Raw genomic sequence first — 23,083 nt, forward strand, 5'->3', positions numbered from 1 at the left:
CCCGCAGGCTCACCTCACCAGCGCAACACGAACGCGGGGTCACCGGCCTCGACCTCGCCAATGACTGCAGCGCCGTGTCCCGTCGAGACCAGCTCGTCGACCACACTTTGGGCCTGGTCGGCATCTACGCCAAAGACCAAGCCGCCCGAGGTTTGGGCGTCGGCGACCAGGAGTTTCTGCAGTTCGGTTGCTTCGCCGGCATCCAGCAGTGCCGCGCCGTGAAGCAGGTTGCGCCTACTGCCTCCCGGAACCATGCCGGCCTCGGCGAGTTCGACCGCCCCTGGCAGCATCGGCAGCGAGGCGAAATCGACCACGGCCCGGACACCAGACTCGACAGCCATACGGCCCAGGTGGCCAAGCAAACCGAAACCGGTCACGTCGGTACATCCCGTGGCACCCGCAGAGATGGCCACTCGCGACGCAACGTCGTTCAAGCGGGTCATCGACTGCACTGCCGCATCTGCCACCTCGGCGGTTGCCTTGTCGGCCTTGATGGCAGTGGTGATCACACCCACGCCCAACGGCTTGGTGAGAACCAGAACCTGTCCGGCTCGCAGTCCTGCGTTGGTGAGGATTCGGTCTGGGTGCACCTCGCCCGTCACCGACATGCCGTACTTGGGTTCGGGGTCGTCGATGGTGTGGCCGCCGGCGATCACGAAACCTGCCTGTTGGGCGATATCGAGGCCCCCGGCCAGCACCTCGGCCAACATCTCGATGGGCAGGGCAGTGGTCCACCCCACCAGATTCAGGGCAAACAGGGGGCGTCCGCCCATTGCGTACACATCGGACACCGCGTTGGCGGCGGCCACGCGGCCCCAGATGCGCGGATCGTCGACCACCGGTGTGATGAAGTCGGCGGTGGCGACAAGGGCTCGATCGGCGTCTAGGCGCCACACGGCGGCGTCGTCACCGGTTGCGGTTCCGACGAGGAGTTCGTCAGGAACCAGTTCGTTCAGATGGCGCACGACCTGCGCCAACTCGCCTGGAGCGAGTTTGCAGCCTCAACCAGCGCCGTGGCTGTATTGCGTGAGGCGCGCTGCGTTCTCATCTCCCATGTCATTCACCCCCTTCCGTCGTGGTCCAGACGGTACCCGCGTTCGGGCGCAACTCGTCGCACCGTGCCGAGGGTGTCTTCGCGTCCGGCTCTTAGCGACAACTGGGGTTTCGGTTGACGCCGCTCAGTGGACTTGGGTTGGGTGTCCCACCCCCTGTTTAGGGTTTGTGGCGTGACAGAGGTGCGGGTGGTGCTGAGCGGCGCCGACGAACTAGAGGTGATGGATGTGGCCGGGCTCGAGGCCGAGCTTGGTGGTGTTCGTCGTGTGCGCGCCCGCCTAGATGGCCACGAGGCTCGTTTGCTGAACGCCCTGACCAAGGCCCGTCAACGTGCTGCCAACCGCAAGGGCAAGCAGTCGGAGGGTGGAACCAAGCCAGATCCTGGGCCGCCTGCACCGTCACGTAAGGCCCAACGCGAGGCCGAAGCCAGGTCACGGCGTCTGACAGCAAATCCCGATGTCGCGGAGACGTTGGAAGCCGGGGAGATCAACTCCGAACAAGCCGACTACCTGACCAACACCGATCTGCCCGACGACATCAAAGCCCGCCTGTTGGCCGACGCGATGACCCAGTCGGCGGACGAGACCAGGGCGGCAGTTCGTGAGGCCGAACGCGAGCAGACCCGCGAGGATCCCGAAGAGCGGCTGGCGCGTCAACGCAGGCGCAGGCGTGGGTCGTGTGGCATCGACGGTGAAGACATGATCTGGTTCACCGCCACCCTCGACCCAGTCACCGGTGCTGCGTTGAAAACCGAATACGACCGCCGCGAACGCGCCGCGTTCCACCACGACATGCGAACAATCACAGACCCGCGAAAGCGTCGCAGCCACCAGCAGCGTGGTGCTGACGTGATCGCCAGCATGCTCACAGGCGGCCTCCTCCCGGCAGCCGACCAAGCCGACCCGACCGAGGGCGTCAGGCAGAAGGCTGCTGGTTCTGTGAACCTGATCGTCGACATCGACCAACTCGCAAGGTCGGACGGGCTGGTCTACACCGTCGACGGCGCCCAGGTGCCGGCATCGATCGCTCGGGGGATTTTGTGCCGGGCCCAGATCAATGCTTGGTTTCAGCAGGCGGACCGTCGGCTGCTGGACCTGGCATACGACGTCGACTACGCCACACCAACACAAAGACTCGCCCTAGCCACACGCGACAGCACATGTCGCTGGAAGCACTGCAACACCGAAGCCACACGCTGCGAAGCCCACCACCTACACCACCGCGAACACGGCGGAACCACCAACCTCGACAACCTCGCGCTGCTATGCCCACACCACCACGACCGCTTGCACGCCAAGAACGCACGGCTGGTCATGGGAGACACACCGGACCAGTGGCGACTCCACGACGCCCACGGCACCGTCATCAGCGAATGGACCAAACCACCACCACGGCAACGAAAACGCGCCGGCAAACCACCAAACCAAACCACACGAGCCGACTGGCGGTCGGGTCCGGCGACCTCCAGGTGACAGACTTCGCACAATGAAGCTCGAATGCGAAGGCAACAAGCACTCGGCCAGCGTCGAGATGGACACTTTCGGAGGCCGGATAACGTCGCTGCGCGTCGACGGTATGGAACTGATCCTGGCCCAGCACGAGGCCGAACCAGCGGGCATCACCCGGTGGGGGTTGTTCCCGATGGCTCCGTGGTGTGGTCGCCTGGGTAGAGGTCGCCTCACCTGGACCGACAAGATCCACCGTTTCCCCCTGACCCATCCCCCTCACGCAATTCACGGCCTGGTGCACGACATCGACTGGACCGTGGTCGACGACACCACAATGACGGTCGAACTGCCCAAACCGTGGCCCTTCGGAGGTCGGGTAACCCAACGTCTGGAGTTGACGCCCCAGTACCTGACCGTTCACGGCGAGGTAACCGCAGGTGATGTACCGATGCCGGCAATGCTGGGATGGCATCCGTGGTTCCGACGCCAGCTAGCGAGGGGAAAGAAGGCAGCCCTGTCGATACTGGCCGAATCGTCGTACCTCACCGACGAGACCCTCCTTCCCACAGGAGCGCTCGGCCCGGTACCGGCCCAGCCATGGGACACGTGCCTGGTCGACCTGCTACTCGACCCGGTAATCGACTGGCCGAATGCGCTGACAGTGACCATCTCGTCTTCGTTCGACCACTGGGTGGTGTACACCGAGCCCCAGAACGCCTTTTGTGTGGAGCCGCAAAGCGGCCCACCGAACGAACCCAACATCGACCCGCACATCCTCCAACCCGGCGAGTCGCTGACCGGTTCGATCACGATTGCATGGCAATGATCTGTTGGCCGAGCTCGACGACTGGGCCACTCGTGGCCACACCGGACCTCCGCGCTTTGCGCAGAATCTGCCGATGAACGACCAGACCGACCAGCTAGTCGCCGACCTGCTCTCCGCCCGAGCCAAGTCGGCCACATCGTCTGTGATCCGCGACCTGCTTCGCCACGCCGACCGCGAAGACGTGATCTCGCTGGCCGGCGGAATCCCGGCGCCCGCCCTGTTCCCGCTGGAGAAGATCGCCGGGGCGGCCGAGCGGTCGCTGACCCGCTACGGCGCCACCGCTGCGCAATACGGCCTCACCGAAGGAGTCACCGACTTGCGCGAGCTGCTGGCCGCCCGCGAATCGGTCGACGCTCCTGCTGACCCTGCTCAACTGGTCGTCACCACGGGCAGCCAGCAGGCTCTTGACCTCATCGGACGGGTGCTCTTGGACCCTGGCGACGTGGTCGTGGCCGACGACCCGGCGTATCTGGGCGCACTTCAGGCCGTGAGGGCCTATGGGCCACGCATCGTGGGTGTCGGGGTCGATGCCGACGGCATGAAGACCGAACACCTGGCCGCAATGCTCGACCAGGGCCTCTCGCCGGTGTTCGTCTACACCAACCCGAACTTCCAAAACCCCACCGGGGCAACCCTTTCGGCCGACAGGCGCAGACACCTGGCCCAACTGGCAGATCAGTATGGGTTCCTCATCGTCGAGGACGACCCGTACGGTGCATTGCGGTTCGAGGGTGATCCCCTGCCCAGCATGGCGTCGATCTCAGATCGCGTCATCAGGGTCAGGACGGTGTCGAAGACCCTCGCCCCCGGGCTGCGGGTTGCCTGGCTGATCGGCCCCCCAAAGCTCATCGAGGCCATCGTCATCGCCAAACAGGCCGTCGACCTGCACACATCGACACTGACCCAGCATGTCGCACTCGAGCTTCTCAGCGACTCGGCATGGTACGACCGCCACGAGAAGAGCCTTGTGCCCTGGTACCGAGACCGTCGGGACGCCCTGTCCGCGGCTCTTCGCGACGTGTTTGGTTCGCGCATGCGCTTCGCCGAACCCCATGGGGGCATGTTCTTGTGGGCCAGGCTCGACGAGGCCGAACACCCCGGCCGCGACACCACCGATCTACTGCCCATCGCGCTCGAGACCGGGGTTGCGTTCGTGCCCGGTTCGGCGTTCGCCGTGGACGAGCCCAGGCCCCTTCACCTGCGGCTGAGCTTCGCAACGGCGTCACCAGAAGAGCTGGCCACCGCCGCCAACCGGCTGGACGAGGCGATCAAGCGATGGGGTTCGACCCCTTAGGTCGCCTGATCGGCCGTGTGGCAAACACCAGAATCGAACCCATGCTGATAGCCACCACCGTGTAGAGCATCAGCAGCATGCCGATGTCCATACCGGTTCGGGCCAGCTCGCTGGGTGTTCCGTCGAGGTCGCCCGCTCCAGCGCCGACGCCACCTTCTGTCGTCGTGGTCGACCCACCGGGCGAAGTCGTCGTGGTCGAGCCACCGGGCGAAGTCGTCGTGGTCGAGCCACCGGGTGTGGTGGTGGTCGTCGTGCTCGTCGTTGTAGTGGTGGTGGCGCCTCCACCGGTCTGGATCGTCTCGTTCAGGGTGTCGTCGACGATGCCGACCACCGCCTGAACAGCACCCGCATCGAGTGGACTGCCATTGACCTCGTTGCCACCGGTGACGGTAACCGTGTTCGAGACCGACTCTCCGGCCGACCCCACCACCAACAACTCGAGATCGACGTTGGCCGTCAACCCCACCGGAATCAGGCCCAGATGGATACACACAACATCGCCGTTGGACGGGCCGCACGACCAGCCATCTCCGCTGAACGAGTCATAGGCCAGACCCACCGGCAGATCGTCGACCAGTGTGACACCACCCGATGTAGGCGAGGGTCCGACGTTGGTGACGCCCATGCGATAGGTCACCAGCGAGCCGGCGACCAGGTCGTCGAGCCTGGTCATGGTCACATCCAGCTCGGCGAACGGTACCGGCGCGTTGTCGGTATCGGTGTTGTTGGTAGGGACTGCGTCGGACGAGCTGGCCTGCACCGAAACCTGAACGTTCGCCGTCGGTACCGCGTTGGCGGCGATACCGACCTCGAGATCGAACGAGGTGCTCGTCGAGTCGGCCATGGCACCGTCTAGATAGTCACAATCGACCAGGTGGTCGTTTGGGGCGGCTTGTGGGGTGCAGCTCCACGAAGCCGAGCCAGTTCCGGAGACTCCCGAATATGAGGCACCGTCGGGAAGCTGTACCGACACCGTCAACGGTGCGTTTGCGTTGCCCGGACCCAGGTTGTCGACATCGATAGTCCACTTGTTGGTCTCACCCAACCGGAAGTCTTCGGCGCTCGAAACGGCAACGCGCACGTCTGCCGAATCGCGGAACCCGAAGTCGACATCGGTGCGATCCTGACCCGCCGTCAGCGAGATGTTCGCAGTGCCGTCGTGTGCCTCGTCGACGTCGTAGGTAGGCACCAGGCCGTTGCCGCTTGCCGTGGGCACCGACACCGAAAGGAATCCGGCCGGGAGCCCGTCGATCGAATAAATGCCCGATCCGTTGGTGACAGCGCTCCACGTGTGCGGATTGGCCTGCAGGTCATACCAGACAACCTCGACGGTCATCGATGCGATGCCGCTCTCGCTGGGGTCTTTCACCCCATCACCATCGAGGTCGTACCAGACCAGGTCGGCGATGCTCGCGCCACCGGTCCAGGCAAAATCGACCGCGTAGTTGATCGTCTCGTCGGCCAGCGTTCCCCCGTCGTCGATCAAGGCCACCGTGGCCGTGTTGTCGAAGCCCCCGTCGGGGTCGAGGGTGCCTACCAGACCCGTGGGCAATGTGAGGCTGTCGATGTCGACGGTCACGTTGCCTTCGGGAAGGCCCTGGACCACCCAGAATCCGTTCTCGTCGGTGGTCGTAGTGACCACATAGTCGGTGCCCCCGTTTGCACCGGGCCAGGTCACGGTGACGTCGACGCCTTCCAGCAAGATGTCTTCGACGGCCGGGGCCGCCGCTCCGTCGCCGTCGATGTCGAACCACAGCGTGTCGCCGACCTCGCCCTGGCCCAGGTAGCCAAAGTCGAGGGCTAGGTTGGTCGGTGACCCGGCTGTCAGCGTCACCTCGGCGCTGTGTGGAGTGCCGATGGGGCCCGACAGCACCGAGTCGTCGAAGTCGTGGGTGGGTGTGACGTTGCCAGGCAGGGTCAAAGCGTCGACGGTGACCGTGATCGGAACGTCGAACGCCAGCGAACCCACCGACCACAAGCCGTCGGCGTCTGTGGTTGTCGACGCCGTTTGAGGCGAGCCATCGTTCCAGGCCAGATCTACGGTGACACCAGCCAAGCCGACCTCACCGATGTCGAACACTCCGTCGAAGTCTGCGTCGAGCCAGACCCTGTCCCCCAGCACGCCCGTGCTCTGGGCCGACAGGTCGGCGGCCGCGGCTGGGTTAGCCTGCATCGAAACGACGATGGCACCGAGCGACCCCAGCAGGGCCAACCGGATTCCGCGTTCTCGCAATGTCTGCCGCTGAGTCATGGGTTCGGTTCCGTTCGACGAACACTCGTAACGGCCACCCATCGGCACTATCGGGCTCGAAATCAACCCGTTCGAAGGGTTGCTGGCAACGTGCCGAGGGTTCAACTAGGATTCACGAGTCCGCTGAGCCGACCACCCGAGGATCACCACCGATGGCCGAAGACGACGACTTCATTCTGCTGTTCGCCGGCACCGTGGCGATCGTGGTCGCCGTGGTCATTTCCAGCCTCGTGGCCCTGGCGATCGCCATCTGAAAGCGCCCCCCGGGGCTCAGTTTTTCTGACGGGTTGTCGACGCCGTTGCCTTGAGCCGGCACCACTTGCCTCCGATCGGAGAGCATGGCATCGGCCCGCGACCTCTTTTCTGCCCTTCGGGCGACACTTGTCGTCGCGCTCATAGCAGCGGTATCGATCGCAGCGGTCCCTGCACCGGCATCTGCAGCCCAGCTCGTAGACCTGAGGTTCGACGACACGACCCCGGGGGTGCTGGTGGTCGAGTGGACTATCGACGACGCTGCTCGATCGACCCTGTTGTGGGGTACCGACACGACCTACGGACGGGCTGCGGTGAAGGCCACCCCGGCCACTACCCACCGGGTCGAAATAATCGACGCCGAATGTGGCACTACCTACCACTTTGAGGTGGTGATGGTGGGCCCAGACGCGGTCGTCGCCAATAGCGCCGGCCACACCCACGTCACACCCGAATGTGAACCCCCAGGCGACCCGGCGCCAGACATGGGTGTGCCCGAGGTCGAAGTGGGACGCGACACAGCGATCGTCACTTGGCGGTCGGCAGCCCCCGGGTTCGGGTCGATCGTGTACGGCCGCGAACTGCCCTACGGCTCGGTCGTGACCGAGCCAGGTGAGTTGGCGGTCGATGTACACCAGGTGAAGCTCGAGGGGCTTCAGTGCTCGACCTCGTATCACTTCGCAGCCATTACCCGAACGGTCGATGGCCTGTTCGAATCCTCCGACGACAACGTGCTGACCACCACGGCATGCCAGACGTTCATCTCCGACGTGGGGGTCGACGTCGGATCCACCACGGCGACGTTGTCGTGGACGACCGCAGCGTTCGCCGACTCGTGGGTCGACGTCGAGGCGGTGGGCACCTTCGATACGGTTGCGGGCACCACACATCGGGTCGATCTCACAGACCTTTCTTGCGCCACCGATTATCCATACGTCCTCGGGGCAACAGACCCGCTCGGTGCCGAGTTCTCGGTATCGGGCGAGTTCTCGACGCCCGCGTGCGATCAGACCGACCCCATCCCCGGCCTGCCCGGCCAGGACGCGACACCCAACAATCCGACACCGGCCATTGCCGATCCAGTGGTAGAGCTGGGAGAGACGAGCCTGGCCGTCTCGTGGACCACAGACGTCGTCACCGGCGGCCAGGTGGCGTGGGCGCTGATCCGCGACCCGGCCGGCGTCGAACCCGCCTGGACGGTGTTGGCGACCCCTGACGCGGGTGTCGCCCACCGCGTCGACATCTACGAACTGGAATGTGGCACCGACTACTCGCTGCGCATCGAGGTGATCTCGGCGACGGGGGCCAGGGTCGAGCAGCCGCTGGAGGCATCCACGCTTGCATGCGGCTCGGGTATCGAGATCGATCCCCCGACCACCACCGACCCTGAAGAACCCGCAACTCCCCCGCTGCGAGTCATCCACGAGAAGGTCGCCGACGTATCGAAGACTTCCGCGACGCTGGTTTGGGTGACCGACCTTCCGGGAACCGGAGTTGTCCGCTTCGACAGTGTCGAGGCCGCCAACGATGGCCTCGACCGACAGGTGTCCAGCTCGGTGCCTGGCGTCAGCCAGCGGCTCGTGCTGAACGATCTCCAGTGCGGAACCAGCTATCTCTATTCGATCTCGGCCATCTCCGCCGCGGGCGTGACAACCGATGCACAGCCGGGCGAGTTCCGCACCAACAACTGCGAAGGCGCCGACCTGATCGACATCGACGTGCGGCCAAGTGACACTGCCGTGGTCGTGGCCTGGAAAACCGACGTGCGAGCCGACTCGTTGGTGATCTTCGGCGTCGACCGAACCTACGGCGCAGCGGTGTACTCGCCGGCCCGGACGACCGACCACCAGATGGTTCTCAACGGTCTGCGCTGCGACACGACCTACCACCTGAGGGTCATGTCCAATACCGGCTCTGGTGCGGCGACATACAGCGCCGACATGTCTACGACTACCCAGCCCTGCCGGTCCGATCCCACCGATCCGGGGCCCGGCCCCATAGACCCCACCGACCCAGGGCCAGGCCCCACAGACCCGGGACCCGACCCCGCAGACCCAGGGCCGGACCCCACCGACCCCGGAACCGACCCAGGGCCGGACCCCACCGATCCCGGACCCGACCCCACAGACCCGGGCCCGGCGACGCCGCTGGCGTTGACCGACGTCGAGGTCACGGCGGGCTTGGTGACGGCCACGGTTTCGTGGATCACCGACAAGCCATCGATCGGCGCAGCCGAATACGGCCTCAGCACCGCCTACGGCAGCCGCGTCGACTCGACCGACCAGGCCATGCGTCACCTGGTGACCATCGGTGGCCTGAGCTGCTCGACGACGTACCACCTGCGCGTGTTCGCTCGCGCCAGCGATGGCAGCGCAGCTGCCTCGAACGACGTCAGCTTCGGCACACAACCATGCCCGGACGACACCCTGAGGTTCGTGGGCGTCAACGCCGCCACCGACGCCGACCGGGCCGTGGTGCTGGTCACTACCTCTGTCGAGGCGGCGGTGCGGGTCAGATGGGGTGAGGGGTCGAGCCTCACCAACGCCATCGGGCCGACCCAGCCAGCGCTGGTGCACAGCATCGAGCTGGAGAACCTGGCCTGCGGGACCACCTATGGCTATCAGGTCGAAGCAACCACCGCAGATCGGTTCGCGAACACGACAAGGCTCGAGTTCACAACCCCACAGTGCCGCGCCAGTGGGTAGTCTCGGGTCGGTGGAAGCACAGGCCTACGCAGCCCCCAATCCTGCGCCCAGTCCAGACGTCAAGCCCGGCAAGTTCTGGTACTGGATTGCCGGAGCGCTGGGGCTGGCCGCGCTGGTTTTCGGCGCCCTGGGTGTGGCCAACATCGTCGGCCTCTTCTCCAACATCGAGCGCTTCACCAGCCCCCAGGTGTTGACCGTCACCACCGACCGGCCGGTCACGCGCACGGTGTTCACCGACACCCGATCGGCCAACGTCGACATCACGATCGTGCGTCTCGACGGTGGATCTACCCAACCGAGGGTGTTCTCCGCGGGCAGCGACTTCGAGTTCGAGGTCAACGGCGTGCCCTGGTACCGGGTTGCCGAGGTCAGGTTCCCCGACGCCGGAACCTTCGAAATGAGCGCAACACCCGTCGGCGCCGAGTTCGCCCTGGTGCCCGAGTTCGAACCCTTCTTCGTGCGGATCGGCGCCTGGTTCGGGGGCGCCGGCCTGGCGGCGGCCGCGGGCCTGGTGGTGCTGATAGTCACCCTCGTCAGGCGTAGGCGCGCCAAGCGCAGACTCGAGCCTCCTATGGCCTCGTGGGGGCAACCGCCCGCCCCCGGCGGATGGCAAGCTCCGCCCCCGGCCGCACAAGACGGGTGGCAGCCACCGCCGCCTCCGCCGGCTTGGCCCGCGCCATCCCAGGCTCCAACTCCGCAAGGCGCTCAGCAGCCAGCGCCCGCCCCACAACCCGAACCCGAGCCCGAACCCCAGGGACCTCCACCCAAGTCGTCGTCGTTCGACCCGTTCGCTCCGCCGCCGGCTCCGCGACCGCCCGACCCAACGCCGCCGTACAACCCCATCATCAATCCTCCGGAAGACTCGGGGCCGGTTTCGAAGGGTTGATCGAGGGGCCCGTCGGCTCAGTCCCCGAACCTGCTCCTGCAATCGGGTACCGGAGCCACCGCAATCCGCCCGCCACACGACGCCCCCACGAGGCTGGCGTCAGAAGTGTTCGGCGCCGCGGCGATCAGCAGGTCGCAAGCGACCATGTCGCCCTCGCTGCATTCGTCGGACACCCTGCCGAGGCCCTCCGACGATGCCAAGATGAGGCCATCTGGCCCCAACTCGAGCCCCTCCGAGCACAAGCGCTCTGGCGAGCGTGCCTGGCCATCGGCGCCACATGCGACCGCGATCTGTCGGTACTCGCCAGGTCGGAAGGCCCTGAACCACAGCAGGTCACAGCCGAACATGCGACCTTTTCGGCAGTCGCTCGCCAGAGCGTCCAGCGAGGCATCGTCGCCGATCTGGGCCGCAAACCCGTCGAACGCGACGTCGAGATCATCGGCGAGGCAGTTCCCGATCGCTTCACCCATCACCTGGTCGGCCTCGTCGGATCGGCCCACTGCCAACACCCGTGCCGGGTCCGCCGCATTGACAAAGACGTAGGAGGCCACACATCGAGCACCCGGCCGGTCGACCTCGAAGCCCATCACCGCCGACAGCTGAGCCGCCACCTCGTCTTGGAACCATTGCTGATCGACCAGCGAGGGAACACAGTTGCGGGTCGCCTCGAACACCGCCACCCGGGCCTCGTCGCCATCCGGGCCGATCTCGCTGAGGGCGGCCTCTCTGGTCGAATCCTCGATGATCGAGTCGAAGCACGACCGTTCCTCGGGCAACAAGAATCGGTACGCGGTGACGCCGCCAGGGTCGGCCCCTTGGTCGATCGCCGCCTGTCGCCTCGCCTCTGAGCTGACCGGGTCTACGTCGTCGGGCCCGCAGGCACCGGCCACGACTGCCAACGCCAGTACAGCCGCGCGAACCATCAGTCGCGCCCGCATCGAGCCCGCCGGGGCGCGATTGTTCCGACCGCCAGAACCCACCGCCTCGACCGCGCAACAGGGCTGATACAAAACGACTCTCTCCTTTGCTCAGAGGCTACGATCTTCATCCCGGATATCCGGGTCCGAGCCCACTAACCACGGAGATGTTCTGCGGATGGCGCGTGTAACCATCTATCACAACCCCAATTGAGGCTCTTCGAAGAATGCCTTGGCGGTCGCCGAGGCGAAGGGTTTGACCGAGGGCGAAGACTACGAAGTCGTCCTGTACATGAAGACACCACCAGATCGCGAGGCCCTCGAGCACATAGTCGAGGTTCTGGAGGACCCCGTCGAGGACCTGGTTCGCAAGGATTCCAGATTCAAGAAGCTCGAGCTCGACGAACAGGACTACGTCTCGAACCCGCAGGCAGTCGTCGACCTGCTGGTCGACGAGAAGGCGTTGCTTCAGCGGCCGCTGCTTGTCAGCGAGGGCCGCGCCATCATCGGTCGCCCCAAGGATCGCGTCGGCGACTTCCTCGACGCCTGAGCCGCTCAGACGGCCTCGGGCCCAACAGTTCAACATGACCCAGGCAACCTCGCGCGCCCCCGGCGCGCCCACAGTTCTTCGCCTCAGGGCCTGGCAGCGAGCAGCCCTCGACCAGTTCCTCGCCTCTCCGCGTCCCGACTTCCTGGCCGTGGCCACCCCGGGCGCTGGCAAGACCACGTTTGCGCTGACCGCGGCGCGCACGATGCTGGCCCAAGACCCCCAGACGCGGCTGGTGGTTGTGGCGCCGACGTCACACCTCAAATACCAGTGGGCCGACTCGGCGGCCCGCTTCGGCATCGACCTCGAGCCCAACTGGTCATCATCTGATGGTGGGCTGCCAGACGAGGTCGACGGCATCGTCACCACGTACCAGCAGGTGGCGACGTCGGCGGCTGCCCTGCGCAAGCTGTGCGTCGACGCCTTCGTGGTGTTCGACGAAGTTCACCACGCCGGCGAAGACAAGGCCTGGGGTGACGCGGTGACCACCGCATTCGAGCGCGCCGGCCGCCGGCTGGCGCTTTCCGGCACACCGTTTCGGTCCGACAGCTCACCGATTCCCTTTGTGCACTACAGCGGCGGCGACGAGGCCGTAGCCGACTTCGACTACGGATACGGACCTGCACTGGTCGACGGGGGCGTCGTCAGGCCGGTGTATTTCCCGCGATTCGACGGCTATATGGAGTGGTCGGCCCCCGACGGCATGGTCATCAGCGCCACCTTTGACGACCCGCTCGATCGACAGCGCGCCAACCAGCGGTTGCGGGCTGCTCTGTCGCCTCGGGGTGACTGGCTGCCCACGGTCATAGGCCAGGCCCACGAGCAGCTCATGCGCATCCGACGCGACGAACAACCTCGCGCCGGGGCGTTGGCGATCGCCATCGATCTGGAACATGCGAGGGCCATTGCCGAACTGTTGCGTGCCCGGCACGGGGTGAGGGCCACTGTGGCGCTCAGCGACGACCCGAACGCATCCGATCGCATAGCCGAGTTCGCGGCCGGCGACTCGCCCTGGATCGTGGCGGTGCGAATGGTCAGCGAGGGGGTCGACATCCCGCGGCTACGCATAGGTGTCTTCGCGACCACGACCACCACCGAGTTGTTCTTCCGGCAGGCCGTTGGGCGCCTGGTTCGCCTGACCCCTGATGGCGGAAGCCAGCGGGCGTTCATGTTCATCCCCGACGACTCGCGTCTGCGATCATGGGCCGAGCAGATCGCCCAGCAGCGTCGCCACAGCCTCAAACGCAGGGCCGGCGACGAAGACGACGATGTGATCGTGCACGCCGAGGTCGACGAGGTACCCGACCCGGCCGACGATTCCGAACAGCTCTCACTGTTCGATGTTCTCAGCGCCGTGACCCTGTCGTCTGGTCCACCCGAGATGACCGTGTTCGACGCCGCATTCGAAGACGTTCCCCCCGCGCCGACGTCGCCGGCCTTCGATATCGCCGAGCACGATCTGCTGCTCGAGCTGACGCCCCTGCCCGGGCGCTCGATGCGCCCTCAGACCGCCGGCTCGACGCCCCGCAAGGAACGCGAAGCACTTCGCGACAAGAACGCCGATGTCGTCGCAGAGCTGGTGGCCCTGACCGGCAAGAACCACGGCCAGGTTAACGCCGAGCTGAATCGGCGTTCCGGGGTGCGGTCGGTGGCCGAGGCGGGGCGTACACAGCTTCGCCAGCGACTAGAAGCCGCCGAAAGCTGGCGCCGCGAGATCTCCGGCCATCGGTCACCCTGGAGGGTTTCTTAACCACTTTTCGTGACATTCTTGCCGAGTTGATCTATCTTGCTCACTCTACGCATTCAGGGAGAGTGGCATGTACCACGGAACGTCACTTCAAGCGCTCACGGTTGGCGCTCCAGGCCGATCCAGGCGGACGATCGGGTCCGTCTTGGCTGCCTTGGTGATGCTGACCTCGGTTTTTGTGGCCGCGCCCGCCCGGACCACCGACCAGGGCGGCCTGCCCGACTCGCTTGCCATCAACTTCCAGCCCGCCAACAAGGAAGTGCCGACGGGATTCCAGCCCGACGCCGGTCAGCCCTATGCAGCCCAGCGGGGTTATGGCTGGATTCTCACCGACGGCAACGACCGCCAGTGCGTCGACCGCCACTTCGCCGCCAACCAGGAACTCGACACCTATTGCCACGCGACTTCCTACTACTGGGACGTCGACGGTTTCTGGACCCCGCACGACTCGCCGGCGACGTGGCGCGCCGACCTTCAGCCCGGCACCTACGACGTGACGGTCGTCGTTGGTGACCCCATGAAGCGCACGCCCGGCATTGCCCACTCGGTCCAGGTCGAGGGCGTCACATTCTTCGACCGCGAGCCAACATCTGACTCGATGACCTGGGCGCGAATCACCAAGCGCGTCACGGTCGAGGATTCCTCGCTGGACGTGTCTTTCGCCGGAGGTGATCTGACCAAGATCGTGTCGATCACGGCCCAGCGCGTGGGTGCGACGACCACCACCACCCAGGCGCCGACCACAACCCAGGCCCCGACCACCACCCAGGCCCCGACCACAACCCAGCCGAAACGGGCCATGTCACTTTCGGTCAACTTCCAGCCCAGCGGTGCTGCGGTGCCGCCCGGTTTCGTGGCCGACTCGGGCGCCGCCTTCAGCGCTGAGACCGGTTTCGGGTGGGTGCTCCCAGACGGTTCGCGCCGTCAATGCGGTGACCGCAACGCGGTTGCCGACCAGCGAATCGACACCTTCTGCCACGCAACGACGCGGTACCTGAATCAGGGCGGGCGCTGGGTGTCGGTCGACTCGCCGGCGGCCTGGAAGGCTCTGGTTGCCAACGGGCAGTACGACGTGACCGTGACCGTCGGCGAAAGCCGATATCAGTACTCGAGCATCGCCCACTCGGCTCAGGTCGAGGGGGTCTCGTTCCACGACCGGGTCTTGACCACACAAGCCAGCCCCACGGCTTCGGCGACCCATCGCGTCACCGTCGCAGACGGATCGCTCGACCTGACCTTCGACGGCGGGACCAAGACCAAAGTCGTTTCGGTGACGATCGTCGCCGTCGGTGATACCGGCACAACCACGACGACCGCGGCACCCACCACCACGACGACCGCAGCACCCACCACAACAACGACCGCGGCACCCACCACAACAACGACCGCGGCACCCACCACCACGACAACTGCCCCGCCCAATCCTGCGCCTTCGGCCCCCGTCATCGATGTTTGGGGTGGCGATTCGATCTCGGTCGGAAGCCGTGGTGTGTCTCAGCGCTTCGTGAACATCTTGGGCAACGTCTCAGACGAAGGGACGGTAGTGAACCTCACGGCCCAACTCGAGGGTGGTGTGGCCCGTTCGATGCGGATCGGACCCGCAGAGCGCCGCCTGGTCCAAGATGGCGATTTCAACGTCGACATTCCGATCGTCGAGCTGCATCCGGGTATCAACCGGGTGACCCTCGTGGCCACCGACAACAGCGGCCTCACCACCACCAGGGTGGTGTCCATCGACTACGACCCGGTCTCGGTCAGGCCCAACATGGTCGTCGATTGGACCCAACTGGGCTCGATCGATGAGGCGGCGCATGTGGTCGACGGCAAATGGCGCATCACCAACGACGGCATCCGCACCGCCGAGCCTGGTTACGACCGAATTGTCAGCGTCGGTCACATCACCTGGGAGAGCTACGAGGTTCTTACGTCGTTCACCGTTCACGGAATCACGCCGGATCATCTGGATCAGCCGTCGAACGGCGCCGGGGTGGGCATCGCTGCCCACTGGACCGGCCACTCGTCCAACCCTGACGGAAACAACCCTCTGGTCGGATTCTTGCCAGACGCCGACGGGTTCGTGCCACTGGGCGCCCTGGCGTGGGTCAGGTGGCGAACGGCAGGTACCTCCGCCGAGATGATCGATCATCGCATCGACGTTCAGCAGTCGAGCCGCTATCAGATCGCCACCGGTGAGACTCATCTGATCCGCATGCAGGTAATCGGCGGTCAGGTCACCACCTACCGGTGGCGTGTCTGGCGGGTCGACACCCCAGAACCGAGCGGTTGGCAGGAGTTCACCACCACCGGCGGCGAGCCCGCTCCACACAACGGATCGATCGCACTGTTCGCCCACGAAGCCGACGTGACCTTCGGATCGGTGTCAATCACGCCGTTCGGCTGAGCCCGAACCACCTCGATTGCGGGGCAGACTGTGTGGCGTGAACAACGGCACCGGTCTGCCCCGCAACACTTTTGACGTCGCCATCATCGGTAGCGGATTCGGGGGTTCGGTCGCAGCCCTTCGCCTGGCCGAGAAGGGCTGGTCGGTGGTGGTTCTCGAGGCCGGCAAACGCTTCGAAGCCCAAGACTTTCCGAAGACTTCCTGGGATCTGCGCCGGTTTCTGTGGGCACCCGATCTCGGCTGCCGCGGCATCCAGCGCATCAACCTGCTGAAGGACGTGTTGGTGCTGTCGGGTGCCGGAGTCGGCGGGGGCAGTCTGGTTTACGCCAACACCCTCTACGAACCACTCCCCCAGTTCTACGACGATCCCCAGTGGAGCCACATCACCGATTGGCGCTTGGAGCTGGCGCCCCATTACGACACCGCCAAGCGGATGTTGGGTGCGGTCGAGAACCCCCACGACACGCCCGCTGACGAGGTGATGCAACGGGTGGCCGCCGACATGGGCGTTGCCGACACCTACCACCGAACACCTGTGGCTGTGCACTTCGGCAAAGCCCCGGGTGAGCGATCGGCCGACCCGTTCTTCGGGGGCGTCGGCCCCGATCGAACCGGGTGCCTCGAGTGTGGTGCCTGTATGACCGGCTGCCGCCACGGTGCCAAGAACACGCTCGACCTCAACTACCTGCACCTCGCCGAACTCGCTGGGGCCGAGATCAGGCCCAACTCGCAGGTGGTCGACATCGTGAGTCGCCACGACCAGTGGCTCATCGACGTCGTCGAGCCCGGCCCTCGCCGAGTGTCGACCCCGTCGGTGACGGCCAGCCAGGTTGTCTTCGCTGCAGGGGCGTTGGGCACACAACGGCTGTTGCACGAGTTGGCCCACCGAGGGCGCATCGAGGTGTCGCCGCGACTGGGCGAGCTGACGCGTACCAACAGCGAGGCCATAGTCGGCGCCACCGCGCCCGCCGACGCAGGGCACGACTTCACCCGCGGCGTGGCGATCACCAGCTCGTTCCACCCCGACCCTCAGACCCACATCGAGCCGGTGCGCTACGGCAAGGGATCAAACTCGATGGGGCTGCTGGCGACCTTGTTGGTCGACGGCGGCGGCCGGCTGCCGCGGCCCTTGAGATTCGGGCTCGAGGTCGGGCGCCATCCCATCAGGTTCCTTCGCAGCCTGTCGGTCAGGCGGTGGAGCGAACGAAGCGTGATCGTGCTCGTGATGCAGTCGCGCGACAACTCGCTGCGCACCAGGTTGGCGCCATCGAAGATCTTGCGCCGGCAACGGCTGGTGACAGCCCAGGGCCACGGCGAACCAAACCCCACCTGGATTCCTGCGGCCAACGAGGCTGCCAGGCGGGTGGCGCACCACATCGGTGGCCAACCAGCGGGCGCCTGGAACGAGGCTCTGCTGGATGTTCCGGTGACGGCGCACCTGATCGGTGGTTGCGCCATCTCCGACAGCCCCGAGACGGGCGTGATCGACCCATATCACCGCGTGTTCGGCTCGCCAGGGCTGCACGTCGTCGACGGCGCCGCCGTATCGGCGAACCTGGGCGTCAACCCCAGCCTCACCATCACCGCCCAGGCCGAACGAGCGATGTCGTTTTGGCCTAACAAGGGCCAGACCGACCCTCGCCCGGCCCCAGGCGCCCGTTACGAACGGGTCGATCCGGTGCGGCCACTGCGCCCGGTGGTACCGGTCGATGCACCGGCCGCGTTGCGTTGGTGATCTCACTTACAGCTCCGCAACGGCCGATGGAACCGGGTGAGTTCGACATGCACCCCTAGTCGACCCAAACACAGCCGTGGGTCGAAGCCCCTGGCAGTTGTCGCCATGGCGGCGTCGGTGATGCTCTCGGGATGCTCGCTGACCGGCTCGACAGGCCAGCAAGACGCGGCGAACGAGACCGCACCAGACGCTGCGACAGCCCAAACCGCGCCGACCACCGACACTGGCGGTGAACAAGTCGTCATCGCCATCCCCATCGCCAACGGCCGCACGGCGGTTGCGCCGCCGGTGTTGTCCGAAGCCGACGTGGCCTCGATTCCGCTGCCCGGCACCACATCGGACCGCCCGGCCGCCGACCCAGCACCGGTTGCCGAGGAAGCAGAGACCGTAACGACAGATGGCGGCGCCGCAAACCAGGCTCCCGACGATGATGGCGCGGTCCCGGCGCTACAGCCGGGTTGGCCGTCGCCTGGGCAAGACGCCCCCATGCCCGCGTCGATGGTGGCGGTCAGAGGCGGTGAATCGGTGGTGCTGGTCGAGACCACGTCCGGCCGGGCGGCAGTCATCTTCCAGACGTCTCTTGCGGTAGACCCCGAAGACCGGGTCGGCCCCAACTCGCCGGTCTCGGTCGACGTGTCCGGTCACGGTGTGGTCTATGTCGAGACGTGCTGTGCCGACCCCACCGCCTTGATCACGCCCATCGACATCGGCGACGCTACGGCCACGAGCACGAAGCTGGCAGGGTCTGGCCCGGCGCTCTCGGGCTCTGGCGATCGCGTCGCCCTGATCGATCCGCAGGGCCGAGTAGCGGTGCGACAGGTCCAGACCGATGAATCGGCCGAAGCATCGCTTGCTCCAGGCCTGATGCCTCACTCGGTCTCTTGGTCGACAGACTCGTCGTTGCTGGTAGTCGGCGCCGGCGACGCGAGCGGAACTGCCATCGTCACTGTCGACGCCGCCAACCTGTCCGCGAGGGAGGTTCTGCGGCCACCAGCCGGAGCGTGGACCATGCCCCAGATTGCGGCCGGTGGAACGATCGTGGCCAACGCTTCCGATGCACAAAAGAGCGCGCTGGCCCTGATCGATCCGATCACGGGCACGACGCTGAGCACCATCGAGCTCGAGATCAGCGGAGGCATCGTCGACATCGACCTCGACTCGACCGGTCGCTGGCTGTTGATAGTCGACGGCTTGGGCCGAGCCTTGGCGTTCGACGGAAACGAGCTGACGCTGCTGGCGGGCGACGGCTACACGGCCGCTTCGTGGTGATGGCTCACAGACCTAGCAGAACCGAATCCTGACCCCACCACCTCGATCTCGGTGCCCACAAATTCTGGCTTGCTGGCCTTGACGTCGAAGCCCCTGATGCCCTCGGGACGCCCGTCGTCTGGCGCGACGAAGCGGATTGTCTGATCGGGGTTGACCACCACCGTGTGCGCTTCGCAGGCCACGCCCAGAACACGGGCCCAGGTCTCGGCCAGTTCGCCGGGCCGCTCGGTTTGGATCTCGAGGCCGCAGATCTCGAGAACCTTGTCGGTTCGGACGTGCTGGCGCCACTGGGGGCCCGCCCATTTCCAGTCATCGACCGGTTGGGCATGGTCTAGCGACACGATGGCACCGGCGACGTCGGCGGGGTGCAGGTGCGTGCCAGACATGGCCGGGCTGTCGTGTTGCCAAACGACACGGATTCCGGCGTCGGCGACCCTGCGTCTGGCCGCCTCCAGATCGTCCAGCTGGAAGATGGCCATGTAGCCGCCGTCACCGCCTCGCCGCTCGATGTAGCGACCCGCCGTGGTGCCCTCGCGCATCGGCGACACGACCTCTAGGAACGTGTCGCCGATTGGCATCAAGAAGTTGTCGAGACCGAACTCGCCCACCCCGGGGTCTTTGAAGCACCTCTCGACTTCCATTGCCGCACAAAGTGCGTCGACAGAGGCGTCGAGATCGGCGGCCACCAGGGCCACTTGGCGGAGTCGGACAGGGTGATGGGCCATGACCCGAGGCTAGACCCAGCGCTTGCGACCATGTCAGTTCTGCGCCCGCCCTGGGTTGTGCCCCCGTCGGCTTCAGCCCGCGTACTGATCGAGGGTCCCCTGCTCGATGGCTGCCAATGCAGCCTCAGCCTCGGCCTCGGAGACGACACCGTCGGCGATGGCACCCTCGAGGTCGCCGTCGGACAAGATGATGACCGCCGCAGCCAAAACGCCCTCGTCGGTCAACGAGTCGGCGGGCTCTGCAGCTTCGGGTGTTTCCGAATCTGCGGGCTCGCTTGCCGGGCTGTCGTCTTCGCGGGGCAACGCCACCGGAATATCCAGGCCTTCGCCCTCGGTGGCGCCGGCGAAATTATCAACCTCGTCGACGGCTCCGGTCGTGGAGATCGTGCCTTCGAGCTCTGGCGCCGACTCGGACGGCTGCGATGCCGCCGGCTCGGCGGCACCGCCCGAGCATGCCGATAGCACCACACCCGATCCCAGCAGCAGCGCTGCGAACTTGCCCGCGAATTTCGACACCACACTTCTCCCAAGTCGCCTATCGGTTCAATCGGCAGAACCGGCTCGATTCGTTAGACCGTCGGGCTCACAGCTCGCCGGGGACCGTCGATGGTGTCTCACCTTCGGGCGACTCACCGGCCGAATCGTCAGTGGAGTCTGGCGACTCGTCGGAGTCATCGGTCGATACGTCGGAATCATCAGCCGACTCGTCGGAGGAGTCATCGGTCGACTCGTCGGAATCATCGGTCGGCCCGTCGGAGTCGTCGTCGTGGTCGGCGTCGTCACCGCGCTGTTGACGCTCTTCCTTGCGCTCTTCGCGCTCTTCCTTGCGTTCTTCCTTGCGCTCGTCGCGATCATCCTTACGCTCGTCGCGACTTTCTTCGCGCTCTTCCTGACGTTCTTCGCGCTCTTCCTGACGTTCTTCGCGCTCTTCCTGGCGTTCCTTGGCCCTGTCGCTTCGCCGGTCCAGCGCGGAGTCGATGATGCGCTCGACTGCCGTGCGGTCGTCGTCGGTCTCGTCGGCTTCTCCGTCATCGTCGTGATCGGGACGGATCGACTTCATCAGGTCGCGTATCTCGTCACGTTCGAAGCCGGCCTGATCCAACGCCTCGCGTATCGATTGGCCGTCCTCGACGACGATTCCGGCCTGTGCAAGCCGTTCGACGATGGCCTGACGCTTTGCGCTGCGTTCTTCGCGCTTGGTTTCGATGCGCTGCGCGATGGCCTCCTCGAGCTGGCCCGACTGGCGAAGGTCCTCGATTGCGGCGATCTCTTCTTCGGTCAGGTTGCCGCTCTCGATCGCCTTGTCGAGACGCTCGTTGACCCGCTCCAGAAGCTCTGGCGGAATCGACGACGGGTCGAGACCGCCGGCCTCGAGCACCGCTGCGATGTCGCCAGCAGGTTCTTCACTGTCGACCGCCCCGGCAGGACCCGCACAGCGACCGGCAGCCAACATCAGAGCTGCACCGGCGGACAGGGTTCGTCGAGCAAGACTTGCAGGTCGGGGCTGTGGCACTTGGTACTCCCTATAGATCTGGAACGTCAACTCGTTCGACACGAAGCACCGGGCAACTTGAGTCCAAATCCACAACTGCCCCCGACGGCGGTGGGGTTGCTACCCTTTGGGAAGCCACCGCTGTGGTGTGGGAGAGAGTCGAACCGGACGCGCCAGCGCCCGGTTCGTCCGCCGAAGGCGCAACCGCCCCCGGAATCGCTCAGGCAAACAGGACCACACCACAGGGGCGACGCTGGAGAGAGGTACGGCTCGTATCGCCGCAAGCGACACGAACGCAGTACCCACCGAAGGGGCAGGCCGAAGCTCTCGGCTCAATCTCTCAGGTGCAGTGACAGCGGGGGGCGTCGACACGACAGACGCATACCCAACGCTGGAACGCAGATGAACCCCGACACTCCGGACACGCCATTCCTGACCACCCCGTTGCATTCGCTGCACCTCGAGTTGGGCGGGCGCATGGTGCCATTCGCCGGCTACGACATGCCCGTGCAATACGAAGGTGTCGTCGCCGAGCACAACCACACACGCACCAAGGCCGGCCTGTTCGACGTGTCGCACATGGGCATCGTCGAACTACACGGCGACCCCGACCACGTCGGCTCACAGCTCGAGTGGGTGCTGCCATCGGCCATCACCACACTGCAGCCCGGTCGTCAGCGCTATTCGTTCCTGACCAACCAACGGGGCGGAATCATCGACGATCTGATGGTCACCAGAACCATGGGCGACGACGGCCCGCCATTTGTGGCCGTGCTGAACGCCTCGCGCAAACACGACGACATCGCCCACCTGCAGGCCAACACCGAAGGCGTCGACATCGTCTACCGCGACGACCTGGCTTTGCTGGCGTTGCAGGGCCCGTTGGCCGTCGACGCCTTGAGCAGGCTCGACCCATCGGCGGTCGCAATGAAGTTCATGGACGCAGCGATGCTGCAACTCGGTGGTATCGACTGCCCCACCTCGCGTTCTGGGTACACGGGCGAGGACGGATTCGAGATCACGGTTCCCGCAACCCAGGCCGAAGGCCTGGCCAGGCTGCTGCTGGCCCAGCCCGAGGTTGCGCCAGCCGGCTTGGGCGCCCGCGACACGCTCCGCCTGGAGGCGGGCCTGTGCCTGTACGGCCACGAACTGACCGAGGAGGTCACCCCGGTCGAGGCCGATCTGGTCTGGGCGATCCAGAAGCGCCGCCGTGAACAGGGCGGTTTCATCGGCGCCGAAACGGTGCTGCGCCAGCTGAATGAAGGTGTTGGCCGCACCCGCGTCGGCCTCAGACCCAACGGCAGACGTCCGGTGCGCGACGGGTCGCCCTTGGTGGACAGCGAGGGTGAAAGCGCGGGGCTGGTCACCTCGGGCGGCTTCGGACCAACCGTCGGAGCGCCCGTGGCCATGGGCATGGTGAGATCCGACCTTGCCACTGAAGGAACCGTGCTGAGCGCCGATGTTCGCGGAAAGGCCGAAGAGGTCACCGTTTGCGCCTTGCCCTTTGTCCCCCAGCGTTATGCCCGCTGATCCCC

General features: G+C 65.7%; 17 protein-coding genes and 1 riboswitch. Of the genes, 11 read left to right on the plus strand and 6 right to left on the minus strand.

Going from position 1 to position 23,083, the window contains the following annotated elements; genetic code table 11:
* Positions 1–14: 14 nt before the first annotated feature.
* Positions 15–1,055, minus strand: coding sequence for a selenide, water dikinase SelD (gene selD / locus R2770_06445; GenBank protein ID MEZ5280094.1), 1,041 nt, complete (start codon positions 1,053–1,055; stop codon positions 15–17).
* 171 nt (positions 1,056–1,226) lie between these two features.
* On the opposite strand from selD, the gene R2770_06450 reads away from it, so the two are divergent.
* The 3 genes from R2770_06450 (at position 1,227) to R2770_06460 (ending at position 4,621) form a co-directional block, all read left to right on the plus strand.
* On the plus strand, positions 1,227–2,525 hold the full coding sequence (locus R2770_06450; GenBank protein MEZ5280095.1) for a hypothetical protein: 1,299 nt from the start codon (positions 1,227–1,229) through the stop codon (positions 2,523–2,525).
* Positions 2,526–2,538: 13 nt separating this feature from the next.
* Positions 2,539–3,327, plus strand: a complete 789-nt coding sequence (locus tag R2770_06455; GenBank protein ID MEZ5280096.1) for a hypothetical protein — start codon at positions 2,539–2,541, stop codon at positions 3,325–3,327.
* A 73-nt stretch (positions 3,328–3,400) separates the two neighbouring features.
* Positions 3,401–4,621, plus strand: coding sequence for a PLP-dependent aminotransferase family protein (locus tag R2770_06460; protein ID MEZ5280097.1), 1,221 nt, complete (start codon positions 3,401–3,403; stop codon positions 4,619–4,621).
* Here the strand turns inward: R2770_06460 and R2770_06465 are convergent.
* Positions 4,596–6,794, minus strand: coding sequence for an SdrD B-like domain-containing protein (locus R2770_06465; protein MEZ5280098.1), 2,199 nt, complete (start codon positions 6,792–6,794; stop codon positions 4,596–4,598). The genes R2770_06460 and R2770_06465 overlap by 26 nt on opposite strands.
* 416 nt (positions 6,795–7,210) lie before the next feature.
* On the opposite strand from R2770_06465, the gene R2770_06470 reads away from it, so the two are divergent.
* Both R2770_06470 and R2770_06475 read left to right on the plus strand, forming a co-directional pair.
* Positions 7,211–9,829, plus strand: a complete 2,619-nt coding sequence (locus R2770_06470) for a hypothetical protein (protein MEZ5280099.1) — start codon at positions 7,211–7,213, stop codon at positions 9,827–9,829.
* A 10-nt stretch (positions 9,830–9,839) separates the two neighbouring features.
* Positions 9,840–10,715, plus strand: coding sequence for a hypothetical protein (locus R2770_06475; protein MEZ5280100.1), 876 nt, complete (start codon positions 9,840–9,842; stop codon positions 10,713–10,715).
* A gap of 17 nt (positions 10,716–10,732) precedes the next feature.
* On the opposite strand, the gene R2770_06480 is transcribed toward R2770_06475, so the two are convergent.
* Entirely contained in the window at positions 10,733–11,653 is a 921-nt protein-coding gene (locus R2770_06480) for a hypothetical protein (GenBank protein ID MEZ5280101.1), read from the minus strand.
* Positions 11,654–11,888: 235 nt separating this feature from the next.
* On the opposite strand from R2770_06480, the gene R2770_06485 reads away from it, so the two are divergent.
* The 5 genes from R2770_06485 (at position 11,889) to R2770_06505 (ending at position 19,331) form a co-directional block, all read left to right on the plus strand.
* Positions 11,889–12,182, plus strand: coding sequence for an ArsC/Spx/MgsR family protein (locus tag R2770_06485; protein MEZ5280102.1), 294 nt, complete (start codon positions 11,889–11,891; stop codon positions 12,180–12,182).
* 34 nt (positions 12,183–12,216) lie between these two features.
* Entirely contained in the window at positions 12,217–13,929 is a 1,713-nt protein-coding gene (locus R2770_06490) for a DEAD/DEAH box helicase (protein MEZ5280103.1), read from the plus strand.
* 67 nt (positions 13,930–13,996) lie between these two features.
* Positions 13,997–16,327 (plus strand): hypothetical protein, encoded by a 2,331-nt coding sequence (locus tag R2770_06495; GenBank protein ID MEZ5280104.1) that lies wholly within the window; start codon positions 13,997–13,999, stop codon positions 16,325–16,327.
* Between the two features lie 37 nt (positions 16,328–16,364).
* Entirely contained in the window at positions 16,365–18,062 is a 1,698-nt protein-coding gene (locus R2770_06500; GenBank protein MEZ5280105.1) for a GMC family oxidoreductase, read from the plus strand.
* Positions 18,063–18,179: 117 nt separating this feature from the next.
* Positions 18,180–19,331 (plus strand): hypothetical protein, encoded by a 1,152-nt coding sequence (locus tag R2770_06505; protein MEZ5280106.1) that lies wholly within the window; start codon positions 18,180–18,182, stop codon positions 19,329–19,331.
* On the opposite strand, the gene R2770_06510 is transcribed toward R2770_06505, so the two are convergent.
* The 3 genes from R2770_06510 to R2770_06520 form a co-directional block, all read right to left on the minus strand.
* Entirely contained in the window at positions 19,310–20,056 is a 747-nt protein-coding gene (locus R2770_06510; GenBank protein ID MEZ5280107.1) for a VOC family protein, read from the minus strand. The genes R2770_06505 and R2770_06510 overlap by 22 nt on opposite strands.
* A 72-nt stretch (positions 20,057–20,128) precedes the next feature.
* The gene (locus R2770_06515) at positions 20,129–20,572 is read right to left on the minus strand and encodes a hypothetical protein (GenBank protein ID MEZ5280108.1); all 444 of its coding nucleotides are present in this window, start codon (positions 20,570–20,572) and stop codon (positions 20,129–20,131) included.
* Positions 20,573–20,639: 67 nt separating this feature from the next.
* On the minus strand, positions 20,640–21,509 hold the full coding sequence (locus R2770_06520; protein MEZ5280109.1) for a hypothetical protein: 870 nt from the start codon (positions 21,507–21,509) through the stop codon (positions 20,640–20,642).
* A 178-nt stretch (positions 21,510–21,687) separates the two neighbouring features.
* A riboswitch (glycine riboswitch) is annotated at positions 21,688–21,795 on the plus strand.
* A gap of 155 nt (positions 21,796–21,950) precedes the next feature.
* On the opposite strand from R2770_06520, the gene gcvT reads away from it, so the two are divergent.
* Positions 21,951–23,078, plus strand: coding sequence for a glycine cleavage system aminomethyltransferase GcvT (gene gcvT / locus R2770_06525; protein MEZ5280110.1), 1,128 nt, complete (start codon positions 21,951–21,953; stop codon positions 23,076–23,078).
* Positions 23,079–23,083: the final 5 nt, after the last annotated feature.

This window comes from Acidimicrobiales bacterium (assembly GCA_041394185.1).
Classification (GTDB): domain Bacteria; phylum Actinomycetota; class Acidimicrobiia; order Acidimicrobiales; family Poriferisodalaceae; genus JAAETH01.

Coding starts and splice junctions, on each gene's coding strand:
- R2770_06455 (MEZ5280096.1), top strand. CDS start 2,539: ATGAAGCTCGAATGCGAAGGCAACAAGCACTCGGCCAGCGTCGAGATG.
- R2770_06460 (MEZ5280097.1), top strand. CDS start 3,401: ATGAACGACCAGACCGACCAGCTAGTCGCCGACCTGCTCTCCGCCCGA.
- R2770_06465 (MEZ5280098.1), bottom strand. CDS start 6,794: ATGCAGGCTAACCCAGCCGCGGCCGCCGACCTGTCGGCCCAGAGCACG.
- R2770_06470 (MEZ5280099.1), top strand. CDS start 7,211: ATGGCATCGGCCCGCGACCTCTTTTCTGCCCTTCGGGCGACACTTGTC.
- R2770_06480 (MEZ5280101.1), bottom strand. CDS start 11,653: ATGCGGGCGCGACTGATGGTTCGCGCGGCTGTACTGGCGTTGGCAGTC.
- R2770_06490 (MEZ5280103.1), top strand. CDS start 12,217: ATGACCCAGGCAACCTCGCGCGCCCCCGGCGCGCCCACAGTTCTTCGC.
- R2770_06495 (MEZ5280104.1), top strand. CDS start 13,997: ATGTACCACGGAACGTCACTTCAAGCGCTCACGGTTGGCGCTCCAGGC.
- R2770_06510 (MEZ5280107.1), bottom strand. CDS start 20,056: ATGGCCCATCACCCTGTCCGACTCCGCCAAGTGGCCCTGGTGGCCGCC.
- R2770_06520 (MEZ5280109.1), bottom strand. CDS start 21,509: ATGTTGGCTGCCGGTCGCTGTGCGGGTCCTGCCGGGGCGGTCGACAGT.
- gcvT (MEZ5280110.1), top strand. CDS start 21,951: ATGAACCCCGACACTCCGGACACGCCATTCCTGACCACCCCGTTGCAT.